The sequence below is a fragment of the Streptomyces sp. NPDC047000 genome, from assembly GCF_040644295.1.
In the GTDB taxonomy this organism is placed as follows: domain Bacteria; phylum Actinomycetota; class Actinomycetes; order Streptomycetales; family Streptomycetaceae; genus Streptomyces.
Window position 1 is genome coordinate 24,203 of sequence record NZ_JBEYWE010000041.1, and the last position, 14,517, is coordinate 38,719.

General features: G+C 73.1%; 14 protein-coding genes. 11 read left to right on the top strand and 3 right to left on the bottom strand.

Features of this window, described 5'->3' with window-relative positions; all coding sequences use genetic code 11:
- The first annotated feature begins 17 nt into the window (after positions 1 to 17).
- The 10 genes from ABZ862_RS35795 to ABZ862_RS35840 all read left to right on the top strand — a co-directional run bounded on the left by ABZ862_RS35795 (position 18) and on the right by ABZ862_RS35840 (position 10,324).
- On the top strand, positions 18 to 209 hold the full coding sequence (locus ABZ862_RS35795; RefSeq protein WP_360967896.1) for a ferredoxin: 192 nt from the start codon (positions 18 to 20) through the stop codon (positions 207 to 209).
- A gap of 32 nt (positions 210 to 241) precedes the next feature.
- On the top strand, positions 242 to 1,609 hold the full coding sequence (locus ABZ862_RS35800; RefSeq protein WP_360967898.1) for a cytochrome P450: 1,368 nt from the start codon (positions 242 to 244) through the stop codon (positions 1,607 to 1,609).
- The gene (locus tag ABZ862_RS35805) at positions 1,606 to 3,276 is read left to right on the top strand and encodes an OB-fold domain-containing protein (protein WP_360967901.1); all 1,671 of its coding nucleotides are present in this window, start codon (positions 1,606 to 1,608) and stop codon (positions 3,274 to 3,276) included. Before ABZ862_RS35800 ends, ABZ862_RS35805 begins: the two co-directional genes overlap by 4 nt.
- Positions 3,273 to 4,187, top strand: a complete 915-nt coding sequence (locus ABZ862_RS35810; RefSeq protein ID WP_360967904.1) for an alpha/beta fold hydrolase — start codon at positions 3,273 to 3,275, stop codon at positions 4,185 to 4,187. The genes ABZ862_RS35805 and ABZ862_RS35810 overlap by 4 nt, the downstream gene beginning before the upstream one ends.
- On the top strand, positions 4,180 to 4,680 hold the full coding sequence (locus ABZ862_RS35815; RefSeq protein ID WP_360967907.1) for a DoxX family protein: 501 nt from the start codon (positions 4,180 to 4,182) through the stop codon (positions 4,678 to 4,680). The genes ABZ862_RS35810 and ABZ862_RS35815 overlap by 8 nt, the downstream gene beginning before the upstream one ends.
- The gene (locus ABZ862_RS35820) at positions 4,677 to 5,516 is read left to right on the top strand and encodes an NAD(P)-dependent oxidoreductase (RefSeq protein ID WP_360967910.1); all 840 of its coding nucleotides are present in this window, start codon (positions 4,677 to 4,679) and stop codon (positions 5,514 to 5,516) included. The genes ABZ862_RS35815 and ABZ862_RS35820 overlap by 4 nt, the downstream gene beginning before the upstream one ends.
- Positions 5,517 to 5,611: 95 nt before the next feature.
- Entirely contained in the window at positions 5,612 to 6,253 is a 642-nt protein-coding gene (locus ABZ862_RS35825) for a TetR/AcrR family transcriptional regulator (RefSeq protein WP_360967913.1), read from the top strand.
- A gap of 47 nt (positions 6,254 to 6,300) precedes the next feature.
- On the top strand, positions 6,301 to 7,101 hold the full coding sequence (locus ABZ862_RS35830; protein WP_360967916.1) for an NAD(P)-dependent oxidoreductase: 801 nt from the start codon (positions 6,301 to 6,303) through the stop codon (positions 7,099 to 7,101).
- Positions 7,102 to 7,441: 340 nt separating this feature from the next.
- Positions 7,442 to 8,674 (top strand): amidohydrolase family protein, encoded by a 1,233-nt coding sequence (locus tag ABZ862_RS35835; protein ID WP_360967919.1) that lies wholly within the window; start codon positions 7,442 to 7,444, stop codon positions 8,672 to 8,674.
- 45 nt (positions 8,675 to 8,719) lie between these two features.
- Positions 8,720 to 10,324, top strand: coding sequence for a GMC family oxidoreductase N-terminal domain-containing protein (locus ABZ862_RS35840; RefSeq protein WP_360967922.1), 1,605 nt, complete (start codon positions 8,720 to 8,722; stop codon positions 10,322 to 10,324).
- Between the two features lie 58 nt (positions 10,325 to 10,382).
- Here ABZ862_RS35840 and ABZ862_RS35845 read toward each other — a convergent pair whose 3' ends face one another.
- The 3 genes from ABZ862_RS35845 to ABZ862_RS35855 are packed head-to-tail and all read right to left on the bottom strand — an operon-like array spanning position 10,383 to position 12,871.
- A complete protein-coding gene (locus tag ABZ862_RS35845) occupies positions 10,383 to 11,117 on the bottom strand; it encodes an alpha/beta hydrolase fold domain-containing protein (protein ID WP_360967925.1) in 735 nt (244 codons plus the stop codon).
- Complete coding sequence (locus ABZ862_RS35850; RefSeq protein ID WP_360967928.1) at positions 11,107 to 11,826, bottom strand: enoyl-CoA hydratase/isomerase family protein; 720 nt, start codon at positions 11,824 to 11,826, stop codon at positions 11,107 to 11,109. Before ABZ862_RS35850 ends, ABZ862_RS35845 begins: the two co-directional genes overlap by 11 nt.
- Before the next feature lie 31 nt (positions 11,827 to 11,857).
- A complete protein-coding gene (locus ABZ862_RS35855) occupies positions 11,858 to 12,871 on the bottom strand; it encodes a ferredoxin--NADP reductase (RefSeq protein WP_360967930.1) in 1,014 nt (337 codons plus the stop codon).
- Between the two features lie 75 nt (positions 12,872 to 12,946).
- Between ABZ862_RS35855 and ABZ862_RS35860 the strand changes: the two genes are divergently transcribed.
- Entirely contained in the window at positions 12,947 to 14,509 is a 1,563-nt protein-coding gene (locus tag ABZ862_RS35860; RefSeq protein ID WP_360967933.1) for an AMP-binding protein, read from the top strand.
- Positions 14,510 to 14,517: the final 8 nt, after the last annotated feature.

Here is a 14,517-nt window from a genome sequence, read left to right on the forward strand (position 1 = left end):
AACGGGAGCTGAGTGACGTGAAGGTACGCGTCGACCCCGAGCGCTGCCAGGGGCACACCCTGTGTGCGATGCGCGCCCCGAAGGCCTTCCGGCTGAGCGAGATCGACGGCCATTCCTCCCCGGTCTCCGAGGAGGTCCCCGACGACCAGCAGGACGAGGTGGTGGAAGCCGTCCGCTCCTGCCCCGAGCGAGCCATCAGCGTCTTCTGAGCGGGCGCGGCAGACACGAGGAGAAGCCCACCATGACCGCAACCGACCCGCGTGACGACGAGGCCCGCAAGCAGCCCCGTGTCCACTTCGACCGGCACGCCCCCGAGTACCGCGACCGGTTCGAGGAGCAGACCCGTGCCTTCCACGCCGGCTGCCCGCTCGCCTGGTCCGAGACCTACGGCGGGCACTGGGTCGCCGCGGGCAACCGCGAGCTGCTCGCCTTCGCCCGTGCCGGACAGAAGCTCTCCAACGACCACGACATCCACGGCGAGCGCCGCGGCTACCAGGGCATCAACATCCCGGCACCCGCCCGTGGACGCGGTATCCGCGGTGGCTTCCTGGAGATGGACCCGCCCGAACAACGCGCCTACCGCAGCGCCCTGAACCCCTACCTCTCCCCGGCCGCCGTCACCCGCTGGATCCCGTTCATCGACGAGGTGGTGCGGGCCTGCCTCGACGAGAGGATCGAGTCCGGACGCATCGACTTCGTCGACGACCTCGCGAACATCGTCCCGGCCGTCTTCACCCTTGCCATGCTGGGCGTACCGCTGAAGAAGTGGGAGCTGTACAACGAACCCGCCCACGCCGGCGTCTACACCCCGCCGAACTCACCGGAGATGGCCCGGGTGGTGGAGGCGCACATGGTCATGCTCGAGGACATCGCCGCCACCCTCCACGAGGTCCGTGCCCATCCGCGCCCCGGCCTCGCCGACGCCCTCGCCCGCCTGGAGATCGACGGCCGGCCGCCGTCCGACACCGACCTGGTCGGCGCCATGGCCCTGGTCATCGGCGGCGGCTTCGACACCACCACCGCGCTCACCGCGCACGCCCTGGAATGGCTCTCCCGGCACCCCGGCGAGCGGGACCGGCTGAGCCGGGAGCGCGGCGCCCTGCTCGACACGGCCACCGAGGAATTCCTGCGCTACTTCACCCCGGCGCCCGGCGACGGGCGGACGGTCGCCGAGGACTGCGAGATCGCCGGCAAGGAGTTCGAGGAGGGCGAGCGGGTCTGGCTGTCGTGGGCGATGGCCAACCGCGACCCCGCCGTCTTCCCGGACCCGGACCAGGTGGACCTCGCGCGGGGTGGCAACCGCCACACCGCCTTCGGCCTCGGCATCCACCGCTGCATCGGCTCCAACGTGGCCCGCACGGTCTTCAAACGGATGCTGATCCAGGTCCTCGACCGCGTCCCGGACTTCGTCTGCGACCCCGAGGGCACCGTGCACTACGAGACCATCGGCGTCATCCAGGGCATGCGCCACCTGCCCGCCGCGTTCACGCCCGGCGCGCGCCTCGGCCCCGGCCTGGAGGAGACCCTGGAGATCCTTCAGCAGGCGTGCGACGAGCAGGGACTGGCCGAGCCCGTCACCGTGCGCAAGGCGGAGGCGAAGGTCCGTTGACCGCGCCCCCTCCCGAGACCACCCGTCCGCGGCCGCAACCGGACCAGGAGAACGAGTTCTTCTGGACCTCCGGCCGCGACGGGCGGCTGCGCCTCCGATCCTGCACCGCCTGCTCGGCCCTGATCCACCCGCCGCAGCCGGTCTGCCGGCACTGCCGCGGCCACCGCACCACCGTCCGAGAGGTCTCCGGCCGAGCCGTCCTGATCGGCTTCACCGTCAACCACCGCTTCCCCGTGCCCGGCCTGCCCACCCCGTTCGTCGTCGCCCAGGTCGCGCTGGAGGAGGACCCCGAGGTCCGCCTCACCACCAACGTCATCGGCTGCGCGCCCGGGGACCTGCGGCTCGGCATGCTCATGGAGGTCGTCTTCGAGCAGGCCGGCGACACCTGGCTGCCGCTCTTCCGGCCCGCCGCCGACCAGCCGGACCCGGCCCCGCTTCCCTCCGGCGAACCGGCCCCCGACCGGATACGGGCGTCGGCCGGCGGCAGGCCGGTGACCCGGAAGTTCGAGGACCGCGCGGTCCTCAGCGGTGCCGGAGCCTCCCGTATGGGACGCCGCCTGATGGTCCCGCCCCTGCACCTCACCGTGGAGGCGTGCGAGAAGGCCGTGGCGGACGCCGGTCTCACCTTCGACGACATCGACGGACTGTCCACCTATCCCGGCGGCGGCGCGTACGGCGGCTTCGCCGAAGGAGGAGTCACCGCACTGGAGTCGGCGCTCGGCATCCGCCCTGTCTGGCACAACGGGGCGGGGGAGACCTTCGGCCCCGGCGGATCGGTGATCGCCGCCATGCTCGCGGTGGCCGGCGGCCTGGCCCGGCACGTGCTGTGCTTCCGCACGGTGTGGGAGGCGACGTACGCCGAACTCGTCCGGCAGGGAAAGATCCGGCCGCCCCGCGTCGACACGGCCGACGGCTGGTTCAAGCCGTTCGGCGCCGTCTCACCCGCGATCATGCTGGCGATGAACGCCCAGCGGCACATGCACCGGTACGGGTCCACCCGCGAGACCCTCGGCTGGATCGCCCTCAACCAGCGCGCCGGCGCCGCCCTCCACCCGGACGCGGTCTACCGTGACCCGCTGACCATGGACGACTACCTGTCGGCGCGCACCATCAGCACCCCCTTCGGCCTCTACGACTGCGACGTCCCCTGCGACGCCGCCACCGCCGTCGTCGTCTCCGCCGCGGAGACGGCACCCGACCTGCGCAGACCCCCGGTCCGCGTCGAGGCGGTCGGGACACGGCTCGTCGAGCGCCCCGAATGGGACCAGGCCGCCCTCGCCTACGAACCCCAGGTGCTCGGCCAGGCCGCCCACCTGTGGACCCGGACCGGCCTGCGCCCGGCCGACGTGGACGTGGCGCTGCTGTACGACGGCTTCACCTTCAACTGCCTGTCCTGGATCGAGGCGCTCGGCTTCTGCGGTATCGGCGAGGCGCGCGACTTCCTGGACGGCGGCAAGAACATCGCCCGTGACGGGATCCTCCCGCTCAACCCGCACGGCGGACAGCTCTCCCACGGCCGCACCCACGGCATGGGCCTGCTCCACGAGGCCGTCGTCCAGCTGCGCGGCGACGCCGGTGCGCGCCAGGTGGCGGACGCGCGGACGGCCGTCGTCTCCAGCGGTGGGCTCACCCCCAGCGGCGTACTCCTGCTCAGGACGGACGGATGACCTCGACCGAACCCGAACTCGTCACCGGTGTCCACCGGGAGGTGGTGGACGTGCACGGCGTCCCCGCCTCCGCGCTGGTCGCCGGGGCCGCTCGCCCCCGGGCCGTGATCCTGGCCCTGCACGGCGGCGCCACCGACTCCCGCTACTTCGACCACCCCGGCCACCCCGGACTGTCCCTGCTGCGCACCGCCGCCGCGGCCGGTTTCACCGTCATCGCCCTCGACCGCCCCGGATACGGCAGCTCGGCAGGGCACCAGGAACACCTGCAAACCCCCGGGCAGCGCGCGGACTTCGCCTTCGCCGCCCTCGACACGTTCCTGGACGGCCGGGACCGCGGCGCCGGTGTGTTCCTCTGGGCGCACTCGGCGGGCTGTGAACTGACCGTCCGGATGGCCGGTGATCCCCGCGGCGCCGGTCTGCTCGGCGTGGAACTCGCCGGCATGGGCCGCACCCACCATCCCCACGTGCTCACCGCGATGGAGGAGTGGCGCCGCGATCCGAGCCGCTCCCGGCCCGACCTGCGCGGTGTGCTGTGGGACCCGCCGCACGCCTACCCCTCCGAGGTGTGGGGCGGACGCGGCATCGGTGCCGCCTCACCCTCGTACGAGGGCCGTCCCGAGCAGTGGCAGGAGGTGTTCGCGCGGCTCGCCGAGCGAGTGCCGGTCCCGGTCCACATCACGCTCGCCGAGTACGAGCAGGTGTGGGCGAACGGCCCCGACGGGCTGGCGGACCTGGCCGCCCTGTTCACCGCCGCGCCCCGGCTGGTGCTGCACGAACAGGCGGGTGCCGGTCACAACACCAGTGTCAGCCGCACCGCCCTCGCCTACCACCTGCGCGTCCTGGCCTTCGTGGAGGAGTGCGCGCTCGGCGTGTCGGCCCTGCCCGCGGAGAAGGGGCACCGTGATGGGTGAGCCCGCGGACGCCGCGCTGCTGCTCGTCCGGGTCGTGCTCGGTGCGGTCATGGTGGCGCACGGCTGGAACCACTGGCGCGGTGGGGGCGGCCTCACGGGCACGGCGGGCTGGTTCGCCGGCCTCGGTCTGCGCCGCCCCCGTCTGCAGGCGTGGCTGAGCGTATGGACGGAGATCGGCGCGGGAGCACTCCTGGCGCTGGGGTTGTTCACCACCCTGGCCTGTGCGGCCGTCCTGTCGGTGATGCTGGTCGCCGGTCTGCTCGCCCACCGTCCGCACGGCTTCTTCGTCTTCAAGGAGGGCTACGAGTACGTCCTGGTCCTGGGGGTGCTCGCGGTGGCGCTCGGTGCGTGGGGACCGGGACGGTACGCGATCGACAACGCGGCGGATCTCGCCGTGACCGGATGGGCGGGCGCCGGTGCGGTGCTCACGGTGGGTGTGGTGGCCACGGCCGGGCTGCTCGCCGTCTTCTGGCGGCCACGGCGGACGACGTGAGGGGACGCGACATGCGGGTCGGCTTCATCGGACTGGGCAGCCAGGGCGCGCCGATGGCGCGGCGGATCGTCGACGCGGGATACGGGACGACCCTGTGGGCCCGCCGCTCCGCCGCCCTCGCACCGTTCGCGGACACCCCCGCCAAGACGGCCGGAACACCGGCCGAACTGGCCGCCGGCAGCGACGTGGTGTGTCTCTGTGTCGTCGACGACGCCGACATCGAGCAGCTGACCACCGGAGGGGAGGGAATCCTGGCCGGGATGCGTCCGGGAGGGGTGATCGTGGTGCACTCCACCGTCCACCCCGAGACCTGCCGCCGGCTGGAGGAACGGGCCCGCGTCCAGGGGGTCTCCGTGCTCGACGCGCCGGTGAGCGGCGGGGGGCGGGCGGCGGAACAGGGCACCCTGCTCGTCATGGCGGGCGGCGACCCGCAGGTCTTCGCCTACTGCCGTCCCTTGTTCGTCACCTACGGAGACCCGGTGGCCCACCTCGGGGCCACCGGCGCCGGACAGGTGGCGAAACTGCTCAACAACGTTCTTTTCACAGCTCAGTTGGGCCTCGCCGCGGACGCCCTCGGGCTGGGGGCCGCGCTGGGACTCGACACTGCCGGTCTGGGGCGGCTCCTGTCACACGGCAGCGCGGCGAGTTTCGCCCTCGAACGGGTCGTCGACGCGGGCGGCACGTTGCGGCGCATCGCCGCACACGCGGGCGGGCTGCTCGCGAAGGACGTCCGGCTGTTCACGGACGTCGTCGGGACCGCCGTCCCCGACGGCGCGGGGCAGCGGGGCCCGGTGCGGGAAGCGGCCCGCTCCGCCCTGGACGCCATGGGACGGTGAGGCCCGGGGCCGGGACGACCCAGCCGGGCCCCTCGCCCGGGCCCGGCCGGGTGCGTACTGTGTGCAGGCACCGGGCAACGGCGGAAGGGGACCTGGTGGGTTCTGCGCGGCGACAGGACATCCTGGAAGCGGCCCTGGAGGTCTTCGCGGAGCGCGGCTTCAAGAACGCCTCGATCGACGCGGTGGCCGAGCGGGCGGGGCTGACCCGGCAGGGTGTGCTGCACTACTTCCCCAGCAAGAAGCAGCTGCTGCTGGAGCTGCTGACGTTCCGTGAGCAGCTCAACCGCGCGCACCTCGCGGACCACCCGGTGGGTGAGGACCTGCCCGCCCACTTCGCGGCGGCCGTCGCCTTCGAACAGGGCCACCCCTCGTTCGCCACCGTGCACAGCGTGGTGATGGCCGAGGCGGTCACCGGCCAGGAACCCGCCCGCAGCTACGCGGGGGACCGATTACGTTCCCTCCAGCTCCATCTCACCGCCCGTCTCACCGAGCGCTACGGCGCGTACATGCCCAGCGGCCTGAGCGCGTCCGCCGCCGCCACCGGCGCGCTCGCCCTGGTGGAGGGCATCCACCAGTGGTGGCTGATGGACCCCGAACCGGATGCGGACCACTATCCGAGGATCGTGCGGGAGACGCTCGCGGTCCTCTTCGGCTCCCAGGGTGCCACGCCGGGAGGAGGGGACACCGGCGAGGAGAGAGCCGACTCCTCTGCTCCGGGTACCGCCCCGGACAAGTAGACCCGGGAGAAGCCGGCCGCCGCCCGGGCCCGGAAACGGAGGCTGTCATGGAGTTGGGTTTCGTCGGGGCGGGACGGATGGGCCGGCCCATGGTGCGACGTCTCGTCGGGGCAGGGCACATGGTGCGCGTGTACGCCCGGACCTCCGAGGCCCGAAAGGCCCTCGCCCGCGACGGTGCCGAGCCCGTCGACTCGCTCGCCACCGTGGCCCACGGGGCGCAGGCGGTTTTCGTCTGTGTGCTCACCGACGCCCAGGTCCGGGACGTGTGCCTCGACGGGGGGCTGATCTCCGTGCTGCCGGACGGGTCGGTGCTGGCTGTGCACACCACCGGGGACCCGCGCACGGTACGGGCACTGGCCGGCCTGGGAGCCGATGTCGTGGACGTGCCCGTCAGCGGTGGCCCGCACGACATCGAGACCGGCCGCCTGACCGTCTACGCCGGAGGAGAGGAGGAGACGGTCCAGAGGGTGAGGCCCGCGTTGCACGCCTACGCCGATCCGGTGCTGCACGTGGGGGCTCTCGGTGCCGGGCAGAGTGTGAAGCTCCTGAACAACGCGATGTTCGCGGCCCAGTTGGGCCTGCTTGCCCACCTGGTGCGACTCGGGCGGTGCCTTGAGGTCGAGGAGGACGTGCTGCTGGCCGCGCTCTCGCACGGCAGCGCGGCCGGTAACGCGTCGGCGGCGTCCGCCGCCCGTGGCGGGGTGAGTGAACTGGCCCTCAGCGCGGGGCCCTTCCTCCGCAAGGACCTCGCGGTGGTCTCCGGTCTGGCCGAAGAACTGGGCCTGTCGCTCGGCGCCCTGGAGCCTGCGGTGCGCAGCCTGGAGGGCCTGCTGCCCGAGGACCGCTGACCGCGGGACGGCCTGTGCTTGTACAGGCGGTCCTGCACAGCTGTGATAACGCTATTCTCACTGAGAGAGATCGCTGTTATCGTCGAGTCGGCCGCCCTGCGGGGCGAAGGGGTGCCGACCGCGATCGCAGGGTGTCGCCGAGCCGTTCGCACGGCATCGCGCCACCACCCGAGGCCCCGGCGCCGGTCCGAGACGCCGGCCGCCGCAGCCGGCGCCGACCAGCGACCAGACACGGAGACCCGGACATGACCCACCGCATCACCGCCGCGCTCACCCGGCTCGGTCCCGGCGACCCGGCGACCGTTTGATGGCGCCGCGGGAGAGGGCACCCAGGCCCCCCGTGCTGCTGCGGGCGGCGCGGCTGCTGGACATCGACAAGGGCGAACTCGCCGAGCCCGGCGGACTCCTGGTCACCGGCGAGCACATCACCGCGGTGGGACGGCCGGACCGGCTCCCCGAAGGCACCGTGGTCCGCGACCTCGGGGACGTCACCCTGATGCCCGGTCTGATGGACATGGAGGTGAATCTCTTCCTCGGCGGTCCCGACCACCGCAGTCCGCTGATCCCGGTGCAGGAGGACCCGGCCGTCCGCACCCTGCGCGCGGTGGCCAACGCCGGCCGGACCCTCCGGCGCGGCTACACCACGGTCCGCAACCTCGGCCTGTTCGTGCGGACCGGAGGTGTCCTCCTCGACGTCGCGCTGGGGAAGGCCATCGACCTCGGCTGGGTGGAGGGACCACGGGTGGTGCCCGCGGGCCACGCGATCGCCCCGACCGGCGGACACCTCGACCCGACGATGTTCCAGGCGTTCGCCCCGGGCGTCCTGCCGCTCACCGTGGAGGAGGGCATCGCCGACGGCGTGGCGGAGGTGCGCAAGGCGGTCCGGTACCAGATCAAGTACGGGGCACGGGTCATCAAGGTGTGCGCGTCCAACGGGGTCATGTCGCACACCGGTCCGGCGGGCGCCCAGCAGTACTCGGACGAGGAGCTGCGCGCCGCCGTCGACGAGGCGCACCGGGCGGGCGTGAAGGTCGCCGCGCACTGCATGGGCGACTCCGCGATCCGGGCCGCCGTCGAGGCGGGTGTCGACTGCATCGAGCACGGCTTCCTGGCGAGCGACGCGACCTGGGACCTGATGGTGGAACGCGGCACCTTCCTGGTCGCCACCACCTACCTCACCGAGGGGATGGACACCCAGCACGCCGCCCCCGCCCTGCGGGCCAAGGCGGCCGAGGTCTTCCCGCGTGCCCGTGAGTCCACCTCCCGCGCGATCCGGCGCGGCGTCAAGGTGGCCCTCGGCACGGACGCCCCCGCCGTCCCGCACGGCAGGGGATCGCTGGAGATGCGGGCCCTGGTGGACCGGGGCATGGCGCCCCTCCAGGCGCTGCGCGCCGCGACCACGGTGGCCGCCGACCTGATCGACGCCGGCGACCGGGGACGCCTGGAACCGGGCCTGCTCGCCGACGTCGTCGCCGTGCCCGGAGACCCGCTCGCGGACGTCTCCGTCACCGAGCGGGTGTCGTTCGTCATGAAAGGCGGCCGGGTGTACCGCGACGACACACCGGAGCGCTGACCCCCGGCCCGTCCGGCCCGAGCCGCGAAGAAGGAGTCCCGACAGATGTACGACTACGTGATCGCAGGTGCCGGGTCGGCGGGCTGTGTGCTGGCCGACCGGCTCTCGCGCGACCCCCGGCTGCGGGTGCTGCTCGTGGAGGCGGGCGGCGCCGACCGCCACCCCTACCTGCGGATCCCCAAGGGCGTCGGAAAGCTCTTCGGTGATCCCGCCTACTCCTGGCACTACCGCACCCGGCCCGTGCGGCCCGGCGGGAACCCCGACATGTGGGTGCGCGGCAAGGTGCTCGGCGGTTCGAGTTCCGTCAACGGAATGATCTACAACCGGGGCACCCGCGCCGACTGGGACGGCCTGGCGGCGCTCGGCAACCCCGGCTGGGGCTGGGACCGTGTCCTGCCCGCCTTCCGCGCCGTCGAGGACAACGCGCTGGGTGCCTCCCGCACCCGTGGCACCGGTGGCCCCCTGCACGTCTCCACCGTGCGCGACCCGGACCCGCTGTGTGACGAACTCATCGCCACGGGGGAGGCGTTCGGCCTGCGGGCGGTGCCCGACGTCAACGAGGAGGACGGTGAACGCATCGGCTACACCATGGCCACCGTCAGGACCGGTCAGCGCTTCAGCGCCGCCCGAGCCTTCCTCCGTCCCGCCCGCTCCCGCCCCAACCTGGTCGTCGCCGCGGACACCACCGTCACCCGGGTGCTCTTCGACGGGGACAAGGCGACCGGGATACGGGTGCGCACCGCCGACGGATCGAGCGAGGAGATCCGTGCCCGGCGGGAGGTGATCCTCAGCCTCGGCAGCCTGGCCACGCCCAAGCTGCTCCAGCTCTCCGGCATCGGTCCCGCCGGGACGCTGCGCGCCGCGGGCGTCGACGTACGCCTGGACCGCCCGCTGGTGGGGGCGCGGCTGCGCGAACACCGCTGTCTGGCGATGCGGTTGCGCCTCAACGCCCCGCTCGGCGCCAACCGGCGGCTGGCCGGACCGCTCGCGCAGGCGCGCACCGGCGCCGCCTACCTGCTCACCCGCAAGGGCCCGCTCGCCAGACCCGCCTACGACGTGATGGCGTTCCTCAAGTCCCGTCCCGACGCCGAACGCCCCGACACCGAGGTGCTGCTGGCACCCTGGTCACTGGGCGCGCTGGTGCCGGGCAAGCCCGCGGCGGTGGAACGGGAGCCCGGGGTGTCGGCGTGCGCGATGGTGCTGCGGCCCACCTCGGAGGGCTCGCTGGCCATCACCTCGGCCGACCCCGACGGCGCACTGGACATCGACCCGGGGTACTTCTCCACGGTGCACGACCGGCAGATCGCCGGCGACCTGTTCCGGCGGCTGCGCGGGTACTTCGCCACCGACCCCATCGCCTCCCGCATCCGGCGGGAGACCTTCCCGGGCCCGGCCGTCGCCTCCGGCTCCGAGGAGGACATCGTCCGGTCGGCCCTCGACGGGGGTTACTGCGGTTTCCACGCCGTCGGCACCTGCGCCATGGGCTCCGCGCCCGAGGACGTCACCGATCCGGAGCTGCGGGTGCGCGGGGTCGACAACCTGCGGGTGGTGGACGCGTCCGTACTGCCGGTGATGGTGGCGGGCAACCTGAACGGACCGGTGATGGCGATGGCCTGGCGGGCCGCGGACTGCCTCCTCGGGGACGGCTGAGGACGGCCGGGGCGCGCGGACCTCGCCCGTCCCTCACACGGGCTCCGCACCCGTGCTCTCAGCCGTCCGAGGGACTGAACGACGCCGCCCTGTCCCACGCCTGGAGGAACACCGCCATGGCGCCCAGCTGCCGCAGCCCCTGCGCCGACAGGTCCTCGTAGACGCGCAGGTCCACGGCGACCCCGGAGTGCGCGGCCCGGGTGGCGAACGACAGGCTGTCGTCCAGCAGCACCTCCGTGCCCGCCACATGCAGCTGCACCGGCGGCAGACCGTGCAGGTTGCCGTGGAGCGGGCTGAGCAGCGGATGATCGCGCGGGACGGTGCCCGCGTAGGCGGCCGCCCGCCCGGGGAGCGCCGCGGCGTCCACCGTGCGGTCGGCCACCGCGTTGAGGAGCAGGCTCGGCGCCTCGAAAGTGAAGTCGAGTACCGGAGACGTCAGCACCGCGCAGGTGGGCGGCGGAGCGTCCTCGTCGCGCAGACGCAGCAGCAGGCCGGCGGCCAGAGCGCCGCCGAGCCGTTTCCCGGCCACCGCCACCGGTCCCCGGTCGTGGCAGTGCTCCCAGGCGGCGTACACGTCCTCCAACGCCTCGGGGAAGCGCGGGCGATAACGGGCGCACACGACCGCCTGGCCGGTGAGGCGCGTCAGTTCCCGGGCGGTCGGCAACGCGTCCTGGGGGGTGCCTCCCAACCGGGGATCGCCGTGCACATACAGCACCGTCCGGCCGCCGGCCGCGCCCTGCGACCGTACCTCCGGCCCGAACGGCCCCTCCATCACGCGGACTTCACCTGCCACGGGACATCACCTTCTCCGCTGCTTCCCAGTGTTCCTCCGCCACCCACAAGCGGGCGAAGGCCGCGGCGGCCTCCTGCGGCGAGCGGACGCGCGAGGTCAGTGCCTTGATCTCGCCCGCCTGGCGTGTGGCGAGCGAACGCGCCACCTCCCGCCAGCCCGGGCCGAACCCGGCGCGGGGCAGCACCAGGTCCACCAGCCCCAGGCGCTCCGCCTCGGCGGCGCCGACCACACGGCCGGTGCCGGCGAGCAGCAGGGCGCGTCCCGGTCCGACCAGCCGGGCCAGGCGTTCGGCCCCGCCCCAGGCCGGCACGATCGCGAGGCTGGTCTGGTTGAAGCCGATACGGATGTCGTCCGCGGCCACCCGGATGTCGGCCGCGACCGCGACCTCCGCCCCGCCGCCCAGCGCGTGGCCGTTGAGCGCGGCCACCACCGGGCCGGGGAAGGCGGAGATCCGGTCGCACAGCGCCCGCATCCGCAGGGCCATCCCGGACACCTCCGCCTCCGTGCGCAGCCGGGACAGTTCCTTGAGGTCCCCGCCGGACACGAACGCCCGGTCGCCGGCGCCGGTGACCGCGAGCGCCGATGCCCCACCGGCCGCGTCCAGCGCCTTCTCCAGCTCCCCCATGGTGCCGAGGTCGAGAGCGTTGCGGGCGTGCGGACGGTCGATCGTGATGACGGCCAGGCCGTCCTCGAGCTCCAGCTCAACCATGTGTGGCCTTCCGGTCGTCGGGCGGGACGGTTCAGTCCTCGTACATCACGGTGACATCGGGGGAGATCGGCTCGGCCTGGCAGGTGAGCACCCAGCCCTCGGCCACCTCGTCGGCGTCGAGCGCGTTGTTCACCCGCATCTTCACCTCGCCTGCCGTCAGATGCGCCATGCAGGTGGCGCAGTCCCCGGACTCACAGGAGAAGGGCGGGGCGAACCCGGCCCGTCGCGCGCTCTGCAGCAGGGTCTCGCCCACCCGCTGCGGGACCGTGCGGTGCTGCCCGCGCAGGCCGACCGTGACGGTCCGCGGCCCGGGGACGGCCCCGTCGCCCACCGCCGGAGCCGGGGCCGCGGGCTCGGTCACCGGGGTGAACCGCTCGACGACGACCTGCCCGGGAGGTACCCCGGCCCCGGCGAGGGTCCGTTCCACCAGCTCCATGAAGGGGGCCGGTCCGCATACATAGAAGTCGCCGTCCTCGGGACGTTCACCCGCCAGAGCGCGGATGTCCTTCCCCGCGACCAGTCCGTTGCGGTCGTCGAGGTGATGCCGTACCTCGAACCGGCCCGCGTACCGGGCGGCGAGTGCGTCCAGAGCGGCCGGGAAGATGGCGGACTCGCGGTCGCGGTGTGCCGTCAGCAGCCGCACCGGCCGCGCAGTGGTGGCCAGCGCGCTCTTGACGAGCGAGAAGACGGGTGTGATCCCGCTGCCGCCCGCGAAGGCGACGAGCGCGCGCCCGCCGCTGTCCTCGCGCAGGCAGAAGGCCCCGGCCGGCCGGGACACCTGGAGGGTGTCGCCGGCTTTGAGCTCCTGGTGCATCCAGGGGGAGACGAGCCCGCCGGGCACGCGCTTGACGGTCAGGCACACCTCGCCGTCGGTGTCGGGGGAGCTCGACATCGAGTAACTGCGCAGGGCACCGAGGGCCCGGAGGGTCAGGAACTGCCCGGCGCGGTAGGGGAAGGGGGCGTCGAGGGTGAAGGTGCGGACGTCCGGTGCCTCGTCGGTGATCCGGATGATCCGCACCGGATGGAAACCGTGGTCACGTGCCATATATGGAAGTTACCTTCTCTTCATGGGAGAGTGCAATTCTCATAACCCGTCGTGCGTGAGAGGAGAGCCCCGGGCATGTCGACGTTTCCTGCCTCCGCCCTGCGGACCGTCCCGGCCGGACTGGTCGCCCGTTACGAGGAGGAGGGCTGGTGGACCCGCGAGTCCCTCGGGGACCTGTTGACGGGCGGCCTGGCCAGGTTCCGGGACGTGCGCTTCCGTGTGCATTCCGATCACCGGCCGTGGACCGGGACGTTCGGCGAGGTGGAGCTGGCCGCCCGGCGGCTGGCCGCGGGACTCGCAGAGCGCGGGGTGGGGCCCGGTGACGTGGTGGTCATGCAGCTGCCCAACTGGATGGAGGCCGCCGCGGTGTTCTGGGCCTCGGCCCTCCTCGGCGCCGTGGTGGTCCCCGTCGTGCACTTCTACGGACCGAAGGAGATCGCGTACATACTCGGGGCGACCCGTCCCAAGGCGTTCTTCACCGCCGAGCGCTTCGGACGGCACGTGTTCCGCCCGGACCTGTGCGAGGAGGTCCCGTACGTCGGCGTCGTGGGCCGTGACTTCGACGAACTCCTGGCCGACGATCCGATGCGGGGTGTGCTGCCGGTCGATCCGGACGAGCCCGCACTGGTGGCCTTCACGTCCGGCACCACCCGGGACCCCAAGGGGGTGATCCACAGCCACCGGACCCTGGGCTGCGAGACGCGGCAGCTCGCCGCCTCCTATCCGCCCGACCGCGGCCGTCAGTTCACCGTCGCGCCGGTCGGCCACTTCATCGGCATGGTGAACGCCTTCCTCGTCCCCGTCCTCGAGGGAACACCCGTCGACCTGGGCGACACCTGGGACCCCGCCAGGGCGCTCGCGCTCCTGCGCGAGGAGGGGCTGGCCGTCGGGGGCGGGGCGACGTACTACATGACCAGCCTGCTCGACCATCCCGACTGCACCCCCGAGCACATCGCCGGCCTCAGGTACGCGGGTCTGGGCGGCGCGAGTGTGCCGTCCGAGGTGACCACCCGGCTGGAATCCCTCGGGATCGGTGTGTTCCGGGCGTACGGCTCCACGGAGCATCCGTCGGTCACCTGCACCCCGTACGACGGACCGGCGCACAGGCGCCTGTACACCGACGGCATCCCGCTGCCCGGCGTGGAACTGCGTCTGGCCGCGGACGGGGAGATCCTCACCCGCGGCCCCGACCTGTGCCTCGGCTACACCGACCCCGCCCTGACCCGGGCCGCCTTCGACGCCGAGGGCTGGTACCGCACCGGCGACATCGGCACCCTGGACGCCGAGGGCTGGCTGTCCGTCACCGACCGCAAGGCGGACGTCATCATCCGCGGCGGCGAGAACATCAGCGCGCGGGAGGTCGAGGAACTCCTGCTCGGCCTGGCCGGTGTGGCGGAGGCCGCCGTGGTCGGCGTGCCCGATCCGCGCTTCGGGGAGCGTGCCGCCGCCGTGCTGCGCATGCGGCAGGGGTGGCAGGCGCCGGGCCTGCCCGAGCTGAGGCTGCACCTGGAACGGGCCGGTCTGGCCCGGCAGAAGTGGCCCGAGCGGATCCACGCGGTCGACGAGTTCCCCCGTACCCCGAGCGGCAAGGTGAAGAAGTTCGCCCTTCGCGACCGCATTGCCACTTCCCATGAGTGAGAATACGA

Excerpts from the sequence above, each read along its gene's own strand:
- ABZ862_RS35800 (WP_360967898.1), top strand. The coding sequence starts at position 242 with ATGACCGCAACCGACCCGCGTGACGACGAGGCCCGCAAGCAGCCCCGT.
- ABZ862_RS35810 (WP_360967904.1), top strand. The coding sequence starts at position 3,273 with ATGACCTCGACCGAACCCGAACTCGTCACCGGTGTCCACCGGGAGGTG.
- ABZ862_RS35815 (WP_360967907.1), top strand. The coding sequence starts at position 4,180 with ATGGGTGAGCCCGCGGACGCCGCGCTGCTGCTCGTCCGGGTCGTGCTC.
- ABZ862_RS35830 (WP_360967916.1), top strand. The coding sequence starts at position 6,301 with ATGGAGTTGGGTTTCGTCGGGGCGGGACGGATGGGCCGGCCCATGGTG.
- ABZ862_RS35840 (WP_360967922.1), top strand. The coding sequence starts at position 8,720 with ATGTACGACTACGTGATCGCAGGTGCCGGGTCGGCGGGCTGTGTGCTG.
- ABZ862_RS35850 (WP_360967928.1), bottom strand. The coding sequence starts at position 11,826 with ATGGTTGAGCTGGAGCTCGAGGACGGCCTGGCCGTCATCACGATCGAC.
- ABZ862_RS35855 (WP_360967930.1), bottom strand. The coding sequence starts at position 12,871 with ATGGCACGTGACCACGGTTTCCATCCGGTGCGGATCATCCGGATCACC.
- ABZ862_RS35860 (WP_360967933.1), top strand. The coding sequence starts at position 12,947 with ATGTCGACGTTTCCTGCCTCCGCCCTGCGGACCGTCCCGGCCGGACTG.